Annotated in this window: 15 protein-coding genes; 9 read left to right on the forward strand and 6 right to left on the reverse strand. The window is 72.7% G+C overall.

Annotated elements, in window-relative coordinates:
- The first annotated feature begins 9 nt into the window (after positions 1-9).
- A complete protein-coding gene (ptsP, locus tag IFT72_RS01945; RefSeq protein ID WP_082514270.1) occupies positions 10-1659 on the forward strand; it encodes a phosphoenolpyruvate--protein phosphotransferase in 1650 nt (549 codons plus the stop codon).
- Between the two features lie 81 nt (positions 1660-1740).
- Here ptsP and IFT72_RS01950 read toward each other — a convergent pair whose 3' ends face one another.
- The gene (locus IFT72_RS01950; protein WP_192045416.1) at positions 1741-2658 is read right to left on the reverse strand and encodes a hypothetical protein; all 918 of its coding nucleotides are present in this window, start codon (positions 2656-2658) and stop codon (positions 1741-1743) included.
- Positions 2659-2829: 171 nt separating this feature from the next.
- Between IFT72_RS01950 and IFT72_RS01955 the strand changes: the two genes are divergently transcribed.
- Together IFT72_RS01955 and IFT72_RS01960 are read left to right on the forward strand one after the other, a co-directional pair.
- Positions 2830-4056 carry a DUF6177 family protein gene (locus IFT72_RS01955; RefSeq protein ID WP_192045417.1) on the forward strand — a complete coding sequence of 409 codons (1227 nt, stop codon included), beginning with the start codon at positions 2830-2832 and terminating at the stop codon, positions 4054-4056.
- Positions 4046-4393 carry a hypothetical protein gene (locus IFT72_RS01960; protein ID WP_056053227.1) on the forward strand — a complete coding sequence of 116 codons (348 nt, stop codon included), beginning with the start codon at positions 4046-4048 and terminating at the stop codon, positions 4391-4393. The genes IFT72_RS01955 and IFT72_RS01960 overlap by 11 nt, the downstream gene beginning before the upstream one ends.
- 114 nt (positions 4394-4507) lie before the next feature.
- Here IFT72_RS01960 and IFT72_RS01965 read toward each other — a convergent pair whose 3' ends face one another.
- The 5 genes from IFT72_RS01965 to IFT72_RS01985 all read right to left on the reverse strand — a co-directional run bounded on the left by IFT72_RS01965 (position 4508) and on the right by IFT72_RS01985 (position 9382).
- Positions 4508-5263: a succinate dehydrogenase iron-sulfur subunit gene (locus tag IFT72_RS01965; RefSeq protein ID WP_167258628.1), complete on the reverse strand. Its 756-nt coding sequence runs from the start codon at positions 5261-5263 to the stop codon at positions 4508-4510.
- A 2-nt stretch (positions 5264-5265) separates the two neighbouring features.
- A complete protein-coding gene (gene sdhA, locus IFT72_RS01970; RefSeq protein WP_192045418.1) occupies positions 5266-7074 on the reverse strand; it encodes a succinate dehydrogenase flavoprotein subunit in 1809 nt (602 codons plus the stop codon).
- 76 nt (positions 7075-7150) lie between these two features.
- A complete protein-coding gene (locus IFT72_RS01975) occupies positions 7151-7597 on the reverse strand; it encodes a succinate dehydrogenase hydrophobic membrane anchor subunit (RefSeq protein WP_167258631.1) in 447 nt (148 codons plus the stop codon).
- A 4-nt stretch (positions 7598-7601) separates the two neighbouring features.
- Entirely contained in the window at positions 7602-8063 is a 462-nt protein-coding gene (sdhC, locus tag IFT72_RS01980) for a succinate dehydrogenase, cytochrome b556 subunit (RefSeq protein ID WP_082514271.1), read from the reverse strand.
- Positions 8064-8212: 149 nt separating this feature from the next.
- Positions 8213-9382 carry a glycosyltransferase family 1 protein gene (locus IFT72_RS01985; RefSeq protein ID WP_192045419.1) on the reverse strand — a complete coding sequence of 390 codons (1170 nt, stop codon included), beginning with the start codon at positions 9380-9382 and terminating at the stop codon, positions 8213-8215.
- 134 nt (positions 9383-9516) lie between these two features.
- Here IFT72_RS01985 and IFT72_RS01990 point away from each other — a divergent pair, with 134 nt between their 5' ends.
- The 6 genes from IFT72_RS01990 to IFT72_RS02015 all read left to right on the forward strand — a co-directional run bounded on the left by IFT72_RS01990 (position 9517) and on the right by IFT72_RS02015 (position 16494).
- The gene (locus tag IFT72_RS01990; protein ID WP_056053241.1) at positions 9517-10635 is read left to right on the forward strand and encodes a mannose-1-phosphate guanylyltransferase; all 1119 of its coding nucleotides are present in this window, start codon (positions 9517-9519) and stop codon (positions 10633-10635) included.
- A gap of 164 nt (positions 10636-10799) precedes the next feature.
- Entirely contained in the window at positions 10800-11879 is a 1080-nt protein-coding gene (locus tag IFT72_RS01995; RefSeq protein WP_056053244.1) for a BMP family protein, read from the forward strand.
- Positions 11880-11997: 118 nt separating this feature from the next.
- A complete protein-coding gene (locus tag IFT72_RS02000) occupies positions 11998-13518 on the forward strand; it encodes an ABC transporter ATP-binding protein (RefSeq protein ID WP_185231885.1) in 1521 nt (506 codons plus the stop codon).
- On the forward strand, positions 13515-14792 hold the full coding sequence (locus IFT72_RS02005) for an ABC transporter permease (RefSeq protein WP_192045420.1): 1278 nt from the start codon (positions 13515-13517) through the stop codon (positions 14790-14792). The genes IFT72_RS02000 and IFT72_RS02005 overlap by 4 nt, the downstream gene beginning before the upstream one ends.
- The gene (locus IFT72_RS02010; protein ID WP_192045421.1) at positions 14789-16078 is read left to right on the forward strand and encodes an ABC transporter permease; all 1290 of its coding nucleotides are present in this window, start codon (positions 14789-14791) and stop codon (positions 16076-16078) included. Before IFT72_RS02005 ends, IFT72_RS02010 begins: the two co-directional genes overlap by 4 nt.
- A complete protein-coding gene (locus tag IFT72_RS02015; protein WP_371741137.1) occupies positions 16075-16494 on the forward strand; it encodes a cytidine deaminase in 420 nt (139 codons plus the stop codon). Before IFT72_RS02010 ends, IFT72_RS02015 begins: the two co-directional genes overlap by 4 nt.
- Positions 16495-16526: the final 32 nt, after the last annotated feature.

Here is a 16526-nt window from a genome sequence, read left to right on the forward strand (position 1 = left end):
GGTACGACCGTGGCACTACAGGGCGTTGGCGTCGGACGTGGAGTGGCCGTCGGCCCCGTCCTGAGGATGCCCGAGCCGCTGCCGGAACCCGGCACCGAGGCGCGCACCGCCGACGCGTCCGCCGAGCTGGCCCGCGTGCGCGAGTCGCTCGAGGCCGTCGCGGCCGACCTGACCGCCCGCGGCGAGAAGGCCGGCGGCGAGGCGAAGGACGTCCTCGACGCCCAGGCGCTCATGGCCCAGGACCCGACCCTCGTCGACGACGTCGAGCAGCGCATCGACGGCGGCGTCACCGGCGAGCGGGCGGTCTTCGAGGCCTTCGGCGCCTTCCAGGAGATGCTCGTCGGCATGGGCGGCTACATGGCCGAGCGCGCGACCGACCTCGGCGACGTGGCCCAGCGCGTGATCGCGGCCCTCCGCGGCGTGCCCGCCCCGGGCGTGCCCGAGAGCGACACGCCCTTCGTGCTGGTGGCTCCCGACCTGGCCCCGGCCGACACGGCGCTGCTCGACCTCGACAAGGTGCTCGCGCTCGTCACCCGTGACGGCGGCCCCACCTCCCACACCGCGATCCTCGCCCGCTCCAAGTCGATCCCCGCCATCGTCGGCGTGACCGGTGCCCTCGACCTGGTCGACGGCACCGTCGTCGTCGCCGACGCCGTCTCCGGGGTGGTCACCGTCGACCCCTCCGCCGACGAGGTGGCGGCCGCCGAGCAGCGCATCGCCGACCGCCGGGCCGCCGCGGCCGCCCCGCTCACCGACGGCGCGCTCGCCGACGGCCACGCGGTGCCGCTGCTCGCGAACCTCGGCTCGCCCGACGAGGCCGCGGGCGCCGTCGCCCTCGGCGCCGAGGGCGTGGGCCTGTTCCGCACGGAGTTCCTGTTCCTCGGCGCGAGCCAGGCCCCGACGGTCGAGAGCCAGACCGCCAGCTACACGGCCCTCCTCGAGGCCTTCCCCGGCCGCAAGGTCGTCGTCCGTGCCCTCGACGCCGGGGCCGACAAGCCCCTCGCCTTCCTCAACGACGCCCACGAGGAGAACCCCGCCCTCGGCCTCCGCGGCCTGCGGGCGCTGCGGGTCAAGGAGCAGATCCTCCGCGACCAGCTGACGGCGCTCGCCGCGGCCCAGGCCGCCACGACCGCGGACCTCTGGGTCATGGCGCCCATGGTCAGCGACGCGGAGGAGACCGAGTACTTCGTCACCCTCGGCCGTGAGCTCGGCCTCCGCACGGTCGGCGTCATGGCCGAGGTGCCCTCCCTGGCCGTCCTCGCCGACCAGGTGATGCAGACCGCCGACTTCGTGAGCATCGGCACGAACGACCTCACGCAGTACACGCTGGCCGCCGACCGGATGCTCGGCTCGGTCGCCAGCTACCAGGACCCGTGGCACCCGGCGGTGCTCCGCCTGGTCTCGACCCTCGGCGAGGCCGGCCGAGCCGCCGCGAAGCCGGTCGGCATCTGCGGCGAGGCGGCGGCCGACCCGCTGCTCGCCGTCGTGCTCGTCGGGCTCGGGGCGACCACCCTGTCGATGACGCCGGCCGCCCTGGCCGACGTCCGGCTCGAGCTGTCGAAGCACACGCTCGAGCAGGCGAAGGCCCTCGCGGCCGCCGCGGTCGCCGCGACCACGGCCACCGGTGCCCGTCAGGCCGCCGAGGCGCTCGCCGGCTAGTCCCGACGGGCCGGCCCGGCCAGGCCGGCCGGGTCCGGCTCGGACCGGGTCCGGCTCGGACCGGGTCCGGTCCGCCCGGCCTCAGCCCTCGACGGCCTGCTGCAGGTGGGCGGCGACGACCGCGTCGACCACCTGGCCGACGGCGGCCTCGACGGCCGCGACGAGCTCCGGAGCCGCGACCCGCGCCTCCTCGAGCGACAGGTCGCCGTCGACGGCCTCGGCGCCCTCGACGCCGGGCAGCAGCCCGGCCGCGACGGCCTCGTCGTGCAGGCGCAGCAGCGTCGCGACGCGGTGCGGGGCGATCACGTCGGCGACGACGGCCTCGCGCACGAGGGGGGCCAGCTGGTCAACGGTGAGCACGGGGGAGTCGGTCGCCGTTCCGCCCCCCTCCTCTCCTGTCGTCGTCGCCCCGGCCACCGACGACACCGGTGCCGTCGCCGTCTGCTGCGCGACGCTCTCGAGCACGCCCGGCCAGCCCCAGCGGCCCTCGAGGGCCGTGAGGGCGCCGGGCAGGGCGACGGAGGCGGTGGTCGCGGAGGCCGTGCCGCCCGTTCCCGCGGTGGTCGGCAGCCACTCGGGCCGGTAGCGCTCCGCGCGCGGGAACCGCTCGAGGTCGGCGGCGTAGTCGGCGTCCGAGGGCAGCACCCCGGCGTCGCCGGGCTCGAAGGGCGAGCCCGGGTTCACCCAGACGCGTCGGTCGAGGTTGAAGCGGGCGGTGAACGACCCGTCGCGGGAGACGGTGAGCGAGAGGGAGAACCAGGCGCCCTTCTCCGGGTCGGCCATCACCTCGCGGAGCTGCCCGCCGAGGGCGACGACGTCGGGCACGGTGCCGACGGTGCGGCTGCTGCCCGCGGCGTCGACGGCGTCGACCCAGAGGCGCGAGACCGAGCCCACCTCGAGCAGCTGGAGCGTGGCCTCCGCCCAGTCGGTGCCCTCGAGGCTGGCGGCGAAGCGCTCGGCGATGTCGTTCTGGAGCTGCTGCTGGCGGGGGACGTCCATGTCGGCGCGGCCTCTCGGTCGTGGTCGGTGATCGGGGGCGGTGCCGACGACGGGGCGGTGCCCGGCAGGACGGCACGAGAAGCATATGCGCCCGGGCGGGGCCGTGCCCTGATCCGGGGGACGCCGGGCTCGTTCCGGTCAGCGCGCAGGGGCGTGGAGCAGACTGTCCCCGTGGGCACCCCTATCCGACACCCGATGGTCGACGCGGTCACCGCGCAGGTCGTCCGGGTCGACAGCCGGGCCCGGGTCGTGCGGCTGAGTGCGCCCTTCGCCGACCTCCTCTCGCGTCGCCGCAGCCGACGACGCGTCGTGCTCGTCACGAGCGACCGGTCGCGGCTGACCGTCGGCGTGCGCGCCGCGCTCGTCGACGCCGGCGGCACCTGGGCCGTCCACGACGAGGCCGGGGCCCTGCGCGACGGGCTGACCGGCCTGCCCTACGCCGACGTCGACGCCGCCGGCCGGCCCCAGGAGGACCCCCTCGCACCGGTCGTCCCGGTCGACGTGCCGGCCGCGGTCGGCACCACCGCCCAGCTCAGCGTCGACCTCACGGTGCTGCACCGCGCCTCCCACGACACCAGCCTGGGAGGCGCGCTCGAGGCCCTCGGGACGGCCGTCTCCGGCACCGGCCCCGCGTCCTGGGGCAGCTCCGAGCCCCTCCTCCACGACTGGGACCGCTGGGTCCTCACTCAGCACGCTCGGCACGCCGCCCCCGAGACCGTCCGGGTCGTCGTCGAGGGCCCTCGCCTCTCGGGCACCGTGACCGCCCGGGTGACCGAGCACGGCATCGAGGAGACCACCGCCGTCACCATCGACGTGCCCGTCGTCGAGACCGCCGCCGGGGGCTCCGAGGGGGCCGAGGCGGACGCCCGACGCGCCCTCGACGCCGCGATCTCGCGCCTCACCGAGGCGCTCTCCGACATCGCCGGGTCGTCGCTGCCCACGTTCGCGCTCGTCGTGGCGCGGGAGGGCGACGTCGACCGCTGCGTGCGGGCGAAGACCTACCCGCCGCCGAACCCGGTCGCGCTGCTCATCGGCGCGCCCTCCGTGAAGCGGCTGGGCCTCGAGCTGTCCGCCCTCCCCTCGACGCGGCCGGTGGTCGTCGTCGGTCGGCCGCGGCTGCCCGCGTACGTCGTGCCGCTCGGCGACGCGAGCACCTCCGGCTGGGACGCCCTCCACGACACCCTCGACGCCGTCGGGCCCGAGCGTCTCGCCACCATGGTCGCCACCCCCCTGCTGCAGGCGTGGGAGGAGGACCTCGCCGAGGCCGACCTCCTGCACGAGAGCGCCGTCGACGGCGCCGTCGGCGTCGCGGGGGCTGGCCGCCCCCGCGAGGGCGAGGTCGACGACGACGACGAGCAGCACGACGACGACGAGGAGACGCCCCCCGGTGCCCCGTGACATCACGATCCTGAGCCCCACCGTCCCCGACGCCCTCGACCTCGCCACGGCCGCGCGTGCCGTCGACGAGTCGTACGGCGTGCGCGAGATCGACGAGGGCGACGCCCTGCAGGTCTTCGCGGAGGGCGGCGAGCCCCTCCTCACCGTGTGGGGCGCGCGGGAGCTCACGACGGCGGGGGAGATCGAGCGGCTGCTGCCGCACCCTCCCGAGGTGCGCCTCCCGGTCTTCTGGGTCGACGCCGTGGCGCCCCTGGCCGACGCCGGCGAGGCCGGGGTCTCCGTGGCCCTGCGCCTGGCGCTCGGGCTCGACGCGACGTGCATCGTCGAGGACGACTGACCCGGCCCCGTCACCCCGCCCCCTGGCGATCGACGGTCGCCCGGCGCGACGAGAGGCCCGGACCCCCTGGGGGAGTCCGGGCCTCTCGTCGTCGGAGGGCGGTGCCGGCGGAGGCTAGGCCCGCCCGCGCAGGACGGCCTGCTTGACCTCGGCGATCGCCTGGGTCACCTGGATGCCGCGGGGGCACGCCTCGGTGCAGTTGAAGGTGGTGCGGCAGCGCCACACCCCCTCCTTGTCGTTGAGGATGTCCAGGCGCACCTGGGCGCCCTCGTCGCGCGAGTCGAAGATGAAACGGTGCGCGTTGACGATCGCGGCGGGGCCGAAGTACTGGCCGTCCGTCCAGAAGACGGGGCAGCTCGAGGTGCACGCGGCACAGAGGATGCACTTGGTCGTGTCGTCGAACCGTTCGCGCTGCGTGGCGCTCTGGATCCGCTCCTTCTCCGGCTTCGACGAGGCCATCAGGAACGGCTGGATCTCGCGGTACGACTGGAAGAAGGGCTCCATGTCGACGACGAGGTCCTTCTCGAGCGGCAGCCCCTTGATCGCTTCGACGTAGATCGGCTGGGTGATGTCGAGGTCCTTGATCAGGGTCTTGCAGGCGAGCCGGTTGCGACCGTTGATGCGCATCGCGTCGGAGCCGCAGACCCCGTGGGCGCACGAGCGGCGGAAGGTCAGCGAGCCGTCCTGCTCCCACTTGATCTGGTGCAGGGCGTCGAGGACGCGGTCGGTGGGCAGCACCTCGACGTCGAAGTCCTGCCAGCGCGGCTCCGTGTCGACGTCCGGGTCGAACCGTCTGATGATCAGGGTGGCGGTGAAGGTGGGGATCGCGTCGGCGCCGGCGGGGGCGTTCTCGAGGACAGCGGTGCTCATGCTCAGTACTTCCGTTCCATCGGCTGGTAGTTCGTGATCACGACGGGCTTGGTGTCGAGGCGGATGTGGTCGCCCGCCAGCGACGAGTGGGCGTCGCCGGTGAGGTAGGCCATCGTGTGCACCAGCCAGTTCTCGTCGTCGCGCGTCGGGTAGTCCTCGCGGAAGTGCCCGCCGCGGCTCTCCTGGCGGGAGCGGGCCGAGTAGACGACGACCTCGGCGAGGTCGAGCAGGAAGCCCAGCTCGATCGCCTCGAGCAGGTCGGTGTTGAACCGCTTGCCCTTGTCCTGCACGGAGATGTTCTTGAAGCGGTCGCGCAGGTCGGCGATCACGTGGGTGACCTCGTCGAGGGTCTCCTCCGTGCGGAACACCTGGGCGTTGCGGTCCATGCTGTCCTGCAGCGCCTTGCGGAGGGTCGCGATGCGCTCGGTGCCGGTGGCGGCCCGCACGTCGTCGACGAGGCCCCGCACGAAGCCCGCCGGGTCGTCCGGCAGCGGCACGAACTCGGCCGTCCTGACGAACTCGACGGCGTTGTTGCCGGCGCGCTTGCCGAAGACGTTGATGTCGAGCAGCGAGTTGGTGCCGAGCCGGTTCGAGCCGTGCACGCTGACGCAGGCGCACTCGCCCGCGGCGTAGAGCCCGGGCACCACGGTCGTGTTGTCGCGCAGCACCTCGGCGTGGACGTTGGTGGGGATGCCGCCCATGGCGTAGTGCGCCGTGGGCAGGACGGGCACGGGCTCGGTGTAGGGCTCGACGCCGAGGTAGGTGCGGGCGAACTCGGTGATGTCGGGCAGCTTCGCGTCGATCACGGCCGGGTCGAGGTGCGTGATGTCGAGGTAGACGTAGTCCTTGTGCGGCCCGCCGCCCCGGCCCTCGCGGATCTCCGTGGCCATGCAGCGCGCCACGATGTCGCGCGGCGCGAGGTCCTTGATGGTGGGCGCGTAGCGCTCCATGAAGCGCTCGCCCTCGCTGTTGCGGAGGATGGCGCCCTCGCCGCGGGCGGCCTCGGAGAGGAGGATGCCGAGCCCGGCCAGGCCGGTCGGGTGGAACTGGAAGAACTCCATGTCCTCCAGCGGCAGGCCCTTGCGCCAGATGATGCCCACGCCGTCGCCCGTCAGCGTGTGCGCGTTCGAGGTCGTCTTGTAGATCTTGCCGAAGCCGCCGGTCGCGAAGATCACGGCCTTGCCCTGGAAGACGTGGAGCTCACCGGTCGACAGCTCGTAGGCGACGACCCCGGCGGGCCGCTCGACCCCGTCGACCTCGCCCATGATCAGGTCGAGGACGTAGAACTCGTTGAAGAACTCGATGCCGTGCTTGACGCAGTTCTGGTACAGCGTCTGCAGGATCATGTGGCCGGTGCGGTCGGCCGCGTAGCAGGCGCGACGGACGGGGCTCTTGCCGTGCTCGGCCGTGTGCCCGCCGAAGCGCCGCTGGTCGATCTTGCCCTCGGGCGTCCGGTTGAAGGGCAGGCCCATGTTCTCGAGGTCGAGGACGGCGTCGATCGCCTCCTTCGCGAGGATCTCGGCGGCGTCCTGGTCGACGAGGTAGTCGCCGCCCTTGACCGTGTCGAAGGTGTGCCACTCCCAGTTGTCGTCCTCGACGTTAGCGAGGGCGGCGGCCATGCCGCCCTGGGCGGCGCCGGTGTGCGAGCGCGTGGGGTAGAGCTTCGAGATGACCGCCGTGCTGGCGTTCGGCCCGGCCTCGATGGCCGCGCGCATCCCCGCCCCGCCGGCGCCGACGATGACGATGTCGTGCTGGTGGTAGTGGATGCCGTCGACGACGGAGCTCTGGGCGGAGGGTGCAGGTGTGGTCACGGTGCTTCCAGGTGGGACGTGGTGCAGGTGGACGGGGTGGTCGGTCGTGGGGCGTCGGCGCGGCGCCCGCCGACGGTCAGCGAGAGCAGATCGACGGGAGGAGGTCGGCCGGGGCGCCCGCGGGGCAGGGGTCGAAGGTCCAGATGACGAGCGAGCCGAGCAGCAGCAGCACGGCGCTGGAGACGACCAGGGCGCCGAGGAAGACCTTGCGGGTGGTCGGGCGGCCCACGTAGTCGTTGACGATCGTGCGCATGCCGTTCGAGCCGTGGATCAGCGCCAGCCAGAGGAGGAGCGTGTCGTAGACCTGCCAGAACGGGTCGGCCCACTTGCCCGCCACGAACGCGAAGTCGATGGCCTTGACGCCGCCCTCGCCCGCGAGCAGGTTGATGAAGAGATGGCCGAAGATCAGCACGACGAGCACGAGCCCGCTCGCGCGCATGTAGATCCAGCCCCACTTCTCCCAGTTGGTGCTGCGCTGGGCGGTGCGGGCCGACCGGGGGGCCTCGATGGTCTCAGTGGTCATCGCTCTACTCCGAGAAGACGTTCATGAGGTGGCGGGGGGCGAAGCCGAGCATCAGCACGGCCCAGAGGCCGATCACGACCCAGAACATGACGCGCTGGTGCTTGGTGCCGGCGCTCCAGAAGTCGATGAGGATGATGCGCAGGCCGTTGAGGGCGTGGAAGAGGATGGCGGCGACCAGGCCGGTCTCGCCGAGCCCCATCACCGGGTTCTTGTACGTGCCGATGACCGCGTCGTAGGCCTCGGGGCTGATGCGCACCAGCGCCGTGTCGAGGATGTGCACGAGGAGGAAGAAGTAGATGCTGACGCCGGTGATCCGGTGCAGGACCCACGACCACATGCCCTCACGGCCGCGGTAGAGCGTGCCCTGGAAGCGCTTGGCGCGCTGCGGCTCGCTGATGGTGGGTGCACCCGGTCGCCCCGAGGGCGTGCCCGGTGACGCCAGTGTTCCCGTCGACTGCTCGGCCATGAGCTGCCCTCCTCGCGGCTGGGGCGGTCGGCTGTGGTCAGGGAGGACAGCCGTGTCCACCGTGTGTTCTCAGAACACCCCGAGCATACGGAACGCGCGGTGGGCACCGCTGCCGAGGCTGCCCAAACTAGTTCGATGTCGAGAGACGGTCAGCTCGTCGCCGACAGCTGCCGGGCCCGGGCGGAGGCGCGGGTCGGCACCGCCGGAGCCGCCACCGCGTCGGCGTAGTGCCCGAGCAGCTCGTCCCCGAGGCGCTCCCAGGTGCGCCCGACGACGGCGCGCCGCCCCGCCTCCCCGAACCGTGCCCGGAGGGCCGGGTCGTCGACCAGGAGCCGGACGGCCCGGCGGAGCGAGTGGTCGTGCAGGGGGTCGACCAGGAACCCGTCGACGCCGTGCCGGACGAGGTCGAGGGGCCCGCCCGCGGCGGGGGCCACGACCGGCGTCCCGCTCGCGTGCGCCTCCTGGACCGTCTGCCCGAAGGTCTCCGTGACGCCGGTGTGCACGAAGACGTCCAGTGCCGCGTAGGCGTCCGCCAGCTCGTCGCCGTGGAGCGCCCCGGTGAACACGGGGTCGAGGTGCCGGAGCCGCCGCCGCAGCGACGGCAGCGCCGGGCCGTCGCCGACCACGACGAAGCGGGTGCCGGGCGTGCGGTGCAGGGCCGCGAGCCGCTCGACCTGCTTCTCGGGGGCGAGGCGTCCCACGTATCCGACCAGCGCCTCCCCGGGGGCTGCGCCGACCGCCCCGCGGAAGGCGGCGGACCCGCCCGTGCCGCGCCGGTTCGGGTGGTAGCGCACCGAGTCGACGCCGCGGCCCCAGGTCGCGAGCCGGTCGACCCCGGCGCGGCGCAGGTCGCGCAGCGAGGCCGACGACGGCACCAGGGTGACGGTGGCCTGCTCGTGCAGTCGACGGACCAGGCGCCAGGCGACCGCGGCGGTGACGGGGCCGAGGCCGCTCGTGCTCGCGTAGCGGGCGACGTCGGTCTGGAAGACCGCGACGCTCGGCAGCCCGAGGCGGGCCGCCGCCGCGATCGCGTGACCGCCGAGGAGGAAGGGGGAGGCGACGTGGACGACGTCGGGGCAGAAGTCCGCGAGGGCGCCCGCGACGACCGGCGAGGGCAGCCCGACGGGGAACTGCCGGTAGGCCACGCTGGGCACGCGGTGCACCCTGGCGGGGCCGTAGGAGTCGTGGCCCCGGCCCGCGGGAGCGATGACGATGGCCTCGTGGCCGCGTCGCTCCAGGTGGTCGAGCACCCGCAGCACGCTCGTCGTCACCCCGTTGACGGTGGGCAGGAAGCTCTCGGTCACGATGGCGACCCTCATGGGGACCTCCTCGGCTCGGCGTCCTCCCAGGCTCCGCGGGCGGCGTGGCCGGACCGCGGCCGCGCCGTGGCCCCGCGGTGGCGGTCGCGTGAACGCGGGGAGTCGCGGCCGGGGCCCTCGCTAAGGTGGCGGACATGACACAGCCCGAGAGCGTCGAGCGCTTCTACAGCATCATCCCCGCCGGCGGCATCGGGTCGAGGCTGTGGCCGCTCAGCCGGGCCGACGCCCCGAAGTTCCTCCACGACCTCACGGGCAGCGGGTCGACCCTCCTCCGCGCCACCTGGGACCGCCTCGCGCCCCTCGCCGGGGAGCAGCGCATCATGGTGGTCACCGGGCGGGCTCACCGGGCGGCGGTCGAGGCGCAGCTGCCCGCCCTCGCCGACCACAACGTCGTCCTCGAGAGCGAGCCGAAGGACAGCACGGCGGCCATCGGCCTCGCCGCGGCCGTCCTCCGCCGCCGGGAGCCCGACGTGATCGTGGGCTCGTTCGCCGCCGACCACGTCATCTCCGACATCCGGGGCTTCCAGCGTGCCGTCGGCGAGGCCATCGTGGCCGCCGACGCGGGCTGGATCACCACGATCGGGATCACCCCGACCGAGCCGGCCATCGGCTTCGGGTACATCCACGCCGGCGCCGCGCTGGCCGTCGACGGGGCGCCGAGCGCCCTCCGCGTCGAGTCGTTCGTCGAGAAGCCGGACCTCGAGACGGCGGAGGGGTACGTCGCGGGGGGCGACTACCTCTGGAACGGCGGCATGTTCATCTCCCGGGCCGACCGCCTCCTGGAGCAGCTCGGCGAGACGCGGCCGGAGCTCTTGGCGGGCCTGGAGGAGCTCGCCGAGGCCTGGGACACCCCTCGTCGAGGAGCCGCCGTCGACAGGATCTGGCCCGGCCTGGAGAAGATCGCGATCGACTACACCGTCGCGGAGCCCGCCGCCGCGGCCGGCCGCCTCGCGGTCATCCCGGGGACCTTCGACTGGGACGACGTCGGCGACTTCGCGTCCATCGCGAAGCTGCACTCCGGCGGGCGCAAGAGCGACCTCGCCATCCTCGGCGAGAACGCCCGGGTGCTCTCGGACGCCTCCAGCGGCATCGTCGTGGGCCACAGCGGCCGGCTCATCTCGCTGATCGGGGTGAACGACATCATCGTGGTCGACACCCCGGACGCCCTCCTGGTCACCACGACGGCGAACGCGCAGCGCGTCAAGTCGGTCGTCGACGCCCTCAAGCTGAGCGGCCGCAGCGACGTCCTCTGACGGCCCGACCGGGCTGTCCTGTTACGGGCCCGTTACGCGACGGTCGCGGTCGTGTAACGCCTCGGTCTCACTCTCCCGGAGCGGTCGGAGGGGCTCCGCGCAGTAGGTAACCTGTCGCCATACGTGCCCGGCGTCTCGTGCCGGGCAGCACCTTGGAGGACAACTTGACTACAACTGCGCGCAGGGCCGTCTTCGGCGGCCTCGCCCTGGCGAGCACCGTCGCCATCCTGGCCGGCTGTGCCTCGGCTCCCGAGAGCGACGACGCCGCGGGCGGCAGCTCCAGCGACTTCGTGCCCTGCATGGTGTCCGACGCCGGCGGCTTCGACGACAAGTCGTTCAACCAGCTGGGCTACGAGGGTCTGACCGAGGCCGCGGAGACCGCGGGCGCCGAGGCCAAGACCGTCGAGTCCGCCGACGAGACCGTCTACGACGCCAACCTCTCGAACCTCGCCGACCAGGGCTGCGGCCTGATCGTCACGGTCGGCTTCGCTCTCGCCGACGCCACGAAGACGGCGGCCGAGGCCAATGCCGGCGTGAACTACGCCACCATCGACGACGCGTCGATCACCGCCGACAACGTCAAGCCGATCACGTTCAACACGTCGGAGGCGGCCTTCCTCGCCGGCTACGCCGCGGCGAGCTACTCGAAGAGCGGCACCGTCGGCACCTTCGGCGGCATGCAGTTCCCGACCGTCACCATCTTCATGGACGGCTTCGCCGACGGCGTCGAGTACTACAACGAGCAGAAGAGCGCCGACGTCAAGGTCGTCGGCTGGGACGTCGCGTCGCAGACCGGCACCTTCACCGGCGGCTTCGAGGCCGGCACCACGGCCAAGCAGAGCGCCCAGACCCTGATCGACCAGGGTGCGGACGTCATCCTGCCCGTCGGCGGACCGATCTACCAGAGCGCCGCCGAGGCCATCCGCGACTCCGGCTCGGACGTCGTCCTGGTCGGCGCCGACTCCGACACCTACGAGACCGACAGCGCCAACAGCGACCTGTTCCTGACCTCGGTGCTCAAGGGCATCAAGCAGGCCACGAACGACGTCGTGACCCAGTCGGCCGACGGCTCGTTCTCGAACGAGCCCTACGTGGGCACCCTCGAGAACGACGGCGTGGGCATCGCTCCGTTCCACGACTACGAGGACAAGGTCGACGCCGGGCTCCAGGACGAGCTCGACACGATCAAGGCCGGCATCATCGACGGCTCGATCGAGGTCGAGTCGCCCTCGGCCCTCAGCTGAGCCGAGCCGGCACCCCCTCAGGCATCGTCTAGCATTGCCTGATCGAGGGCCCGGTCCGGACGGTCTCCACCGTTCGGCCGGGCCCTTCCCACGCCTACACCCGAGGTAGATTGACGAGATGAAGCTCGAGCTCCAGGGCATCACCAAGCGATTCGGCGCACTGACCGCCAACGACCACATCAGCCTCACCGTCGAGCCGGGCGAGATCCACGCCCTCCTCGGTGAGAACGGCGCCGGCAAGTCCACGCTCATGAACGTGCTCTACGGCCTGTACCAGGCCGACGAGGGCGAGATCCTGCTCGACGACGTCGTCCAGCGGTTCTCCGGCCCCGGCGACGCCATGGCGGCGGGCATCGGCATGGTCCACCAGCACTTCATGCTCGTCCCCGTGTTCACGGTGGCGGAGAACGTGATGCTCGGCCACGAGGAGACCCGCCCCGGCGGGCGGCTCGACCTGCAGGCCGCCCGCGCGAAGGTGCGCGAGATCTCCCGGCGCTTCGGCTTCGACATCGACCCCGACGCCGTCGTCGAGGAGCTCCCGGTCGGCGTGCAGCAGCGCGTCGAGATCGTCAAGGCGCTCTCGCGCGACGCCGAGGTCCTCGTCTTCGACGAGCCGACCGCCGTGCTGACCCCCCAAGAGACCGACGAGCTCATGGTCATCATGCGCCAGCTCCGCGACGCCGGCACGGGCATCGTCTTCATCACCCACAAGCTCCGCGAGGTGCGCGAGGTCGCCGACCGCATCACGGTGATCCGCCTCGGCAAGGTGGTCGGCGAGGCCGAGCCCACGGCGACCAACGCCGAGCTGGCGTCGCTCATGGTCGGCCGCGCGGTGGAGCTCACCGTCCAGAAGGCCCCCGCCGTCCCGGGCGAGGCCGCCCTGGTCGTGGAGGGGCTCCGGGTGCTCGACCCCATCGGCCAGGTCGTCGTCGACGACGTCTCGTTCGAGGTGCGCCGCGGCGAGGTGCTCGCGATCGCGGGCGTCCAGGGCAACGGCCAGACCGAGCTCACCGAGGCGATCCTCGGCCTCCAGGGCCGGGTCGAGGGCCGCGTCACGCTCGACGGGCGCGACATCACGGGGCTGAGCGTCCGCCGCGTGCTCGACGCCGGGGTCGGCTTCGTCCCCGAGGACCGCAACGAGGACGGCCTCGTCGGCGAGTTCACCGTCGCCGAGAACCTCATGCTCGACCGCTCGCAGTCCGGGCCGTTCGTCAAGCGCGGCTCGCTGCGCCTCGCCGAGCTCGCCGCCTTCGCGGTCGAGAAGGTGCGGGAGTTCGACATCCGCACCCAGGGCATCACCACGCCCGCCGGGCGCCTGTCGGGCGGCAACCAGCAGAAGGTCGTGCTCGCGCGCGAGCTGAGCCGCGACCTGCGCCTCTTCGTGGCGGCCCAGCCCACCCGCGGCATCGACGTCGGGTCGATCGAGTTCGTCCACAAGCGCATCGTCGAGACGCGCGACCAGGGCGTGCCCGTCATCGTCGTCTCGACCGAGCTCGACGAGGTCGTGGCCCTGGCCGACCGCATCGCCGTGATGTACCGCGGCTCGATCATCGGCATCGTCCCCGCCGACACCCCCCGCGACGTGCTGGGGCTCATGATGGCCGGCGAGACGCCGCACGGAACGGAGCAGGCAGCGTGAGCGACGCCACCACCACGACCACCCCGACCCCGGCAGGCGGCCCGGCCGCCCCGGAGACGCGACCGGACGACTCGCGCGGGTCGCGCCTCCTGCGGGAGATCACGACCGGCAACGCGGCCATCTCGGTCCTCGCCGTGGTGCTCGCCCTCGTCGTCTCGGGCCTGCTGATCGGCTTCACCGACCCCACGGTCCAGTCGACCCTCGGGTACTTCGCGTCGCGGCCGACCGACTTCTTCCAGGCCTTCGGCCGGACGGTGGGCGGGGCGTACTCGTCGCTCTTCCAGGGCGCGGTCTACAACTTCCGGGTCGACGGCTTCGCCGCCGGGATCCGCCCGCTCACCGAGACGCTCAACTACTCGGTGCCACTCATCGCGGCCGGTCTCGGCGTCGCCCTCGCCTTCCGGGTCGGCCTCTTCAACATCGGTGCCCGCGGCCAGATGCTCGTCGCGGCCGGAGCGGCGGGGTGGGTCGGCTTCTCGTTCGACCTGCCGCTCGCGGTCCACCTGCCCCTCGCGCTCCTGGCCGGCATCGCCGGCGGAGCCGTGTGGGGCGGGCTCGTCGGCCTGCTGAAGGCCAGGACGGGCGCGCACGAGGTGATCCTCACGATCATGCTCAACTACATCGCCTTCTACTCGATCTCGTTCGCCCTGCGCACGCCGGGCCTCCTGCAGGCCCCGGGCAGCCCGAACCCGAAGTCGCCCGCCACGCTCCCGAGCGCCGTGCTGCCCGACCTCTTCGGGGCCCGCTACAACCTCAACTGGGGCTTCATCCTGGTGATCGTCGTGACCGCCGTCGTCTGGTGGCTGATCAACCGGTCGACGCTCGGGTTCCGGTTCCGCGCGGTGGGCGAGAACCCCCACGCTGCCCGCACGGCCGGCATGGACGTCAAGAACATCTACCTGTACGCCATGCTCATCTCCGGCGCGCTGGCGGGCGTCGCGGGCTCGACGCAGGTGCTCGGCACGCTGACCACGGGCTTCACCGCGGGCATCGACGCCGGCATCGGCTTCGACGCCATCACGGTCGCTCTGCTCGGTCGCTCGCGCCCGTGGGGCGTCTTCGGCGCCGGCGTGCTCTTCGGCGCCCTCAAGGCCGGCGGCTACTCGATGCAGGCGGCCAACGGCGTGCCGATCGACATCGTGCTCGTCGTGCAGTCCCTGATCGTGCTGTTCGTCGCGGCCCCGCCGCTCGTCCGCAGCATCTTCCGTCTGCCCGCGCCGGGTGCCCGCAGGGCCCCCCGCGCCTCGAAGAAGGAGGCGGTGGTCACCAAGTGAGCACCCTCACCCCCGACGTCGCGGCTCCCGCCGCGCCCACGCCCGGCCTCGCCCGCGCCGTCACGCGCAGCTTCAAGGCCCCGATCGCGTTCGCGGTCTTCTCGGTCATCGCCGTCGTGCTCTTCGTCGGCCTGCAGCGGGAGGGCCGGAGCACCTTCCGCCTCTCGACGCCCACCGACTTCTTCGCCCTGCCCGACGCGGTGCTGCCGTCCGCCGCGACGGGCGTCGTCCTCACCGTCGTGCTGGTGCTGCTGACCGTCGGCGCGTTCCTCCTGGCCGTCCGCGCCGCGCGCGTGCCGATCTGGCTGGTCAGCGTGTTCGGCGTGGTCTTCCTCGTCGCCTTCCTCACCTGGACGAGCGCCGACGCGACGATCCCCGTGCCGGGCCTCCTGCTCGGGGCCCTCGCGCTCAGCACGCCGCTCATCTTCGGCGCCCTGGGCGGCGTCATCTCGGAGCGGGTCGGCGTCGTGAACGTCGCGATCGAGGGGCAGCTGCTGGCCGGCGCCTTCGTCTCGGCCGTGGTGGCCTCGGCCACCGGGTCGGCCGTCGTCGGCCTCGCCTCGGCCATGGTCGCGGGCGTGCTCGTCTCGATGGTCCTCGCGGTGTTCAGCATCCGCTACATCGTCGACCAGGTGATCGTCGGCGTCGTGCTCAACGTGCTCGTCACGGGCCTCACGAGCTTCCTGTACTCGCAGGTGCTCACGAAGTCGGAGGCGCTCAACGAGGGCGTCCGCTTCCCGCAGCTGCCGATCCCCGGCCTGAGCCAGATCCCGATCGTCGGGCCGGTGTTCTTCCGCCAGACGATCATCGTCTACCTGATGTACGTCGCGATCGCCGTCGTCTTCTACGGGCTCTTCCGCACCCGGTGGGGGCTGCGCCTCCGCGCCGTCGGCGAGCACCCGCAGGCCGCCGACACCGTGGGCATCAAGGTCAACGCGACCCGGTTCTGGAACGTCTCCCTCGCCGGTGCCATCGCCGGCCTGGGCGGGGCGTACTTCACCCTCGGCTCGCTGGGCAACTTCCAGAAGGAGATGACGGCGGGGGCGGGCTTCATCGCCCTGGCCGCCGTGATCTTCGGCCGGTGGGATCCGATCAAGGCCACGCTCGCGGCGCTGCTGTTCGGCTTCGCCTCGAACCTCCAGAACGTGCTCGGGGCCATCGGCTCGCCGGTGCCGAGCGAGTTCATGCTGATGCTGCCCTACGTCGTGACGATCTTCGCCGTCGCGGGGCTCGTCGGCCAGTCCCGCGGCCCGGCCGCCTCCGGCAAGGCCTACGTGAAGTCGTGAGCGTCGTCGAGTCCACCGACTGGGAGGCCCTCCGGGCCGCGGCCCGGGCGGCCATGTCCAAGGCGTACGTCCCCTACTCGAAGTTCCCCGTGGGGGCGGCCGCGCTGACGACCGACGGCCGGCTCGTCTCGGGCTGCAACATCGAGAACGCGTCGTACGGCATCACGCTCTGCGCCGAGTGCTCCCTCGTCACCGACCTCGTCATGGGCGGTGGGGGGCGACTCGTCGCCTTCGCCTGCGTCGACGGCAACGGCGACGTCCTGATGCCCTGCGGCCGCTGCCGGCAGCTGCTCTACGAGCACTCCGACGCCTCCATGGTGCTCGACACCGTCTCGGGCTTCCGCACGATCGACGAGGTCATCCCCGACGCGTTCGGGCCGCGCCAGCTCGAGGAGTTCCGCGCCTCGCAGGCGTAGGCGCCCCTCGGGGCGTGCACCGCGCCTCCTCG

The sequence above is a fragment of the Frigoribacterium sp. CFBP 8754 genome (assembly GCF_014841815.1).
Lineage (GTDB): Bacteria > Actinomycetota > Actinomycetes > Actinomycetales > Microbacteriaceae > Frigoribacterium > Frigoribacterium endophyticum.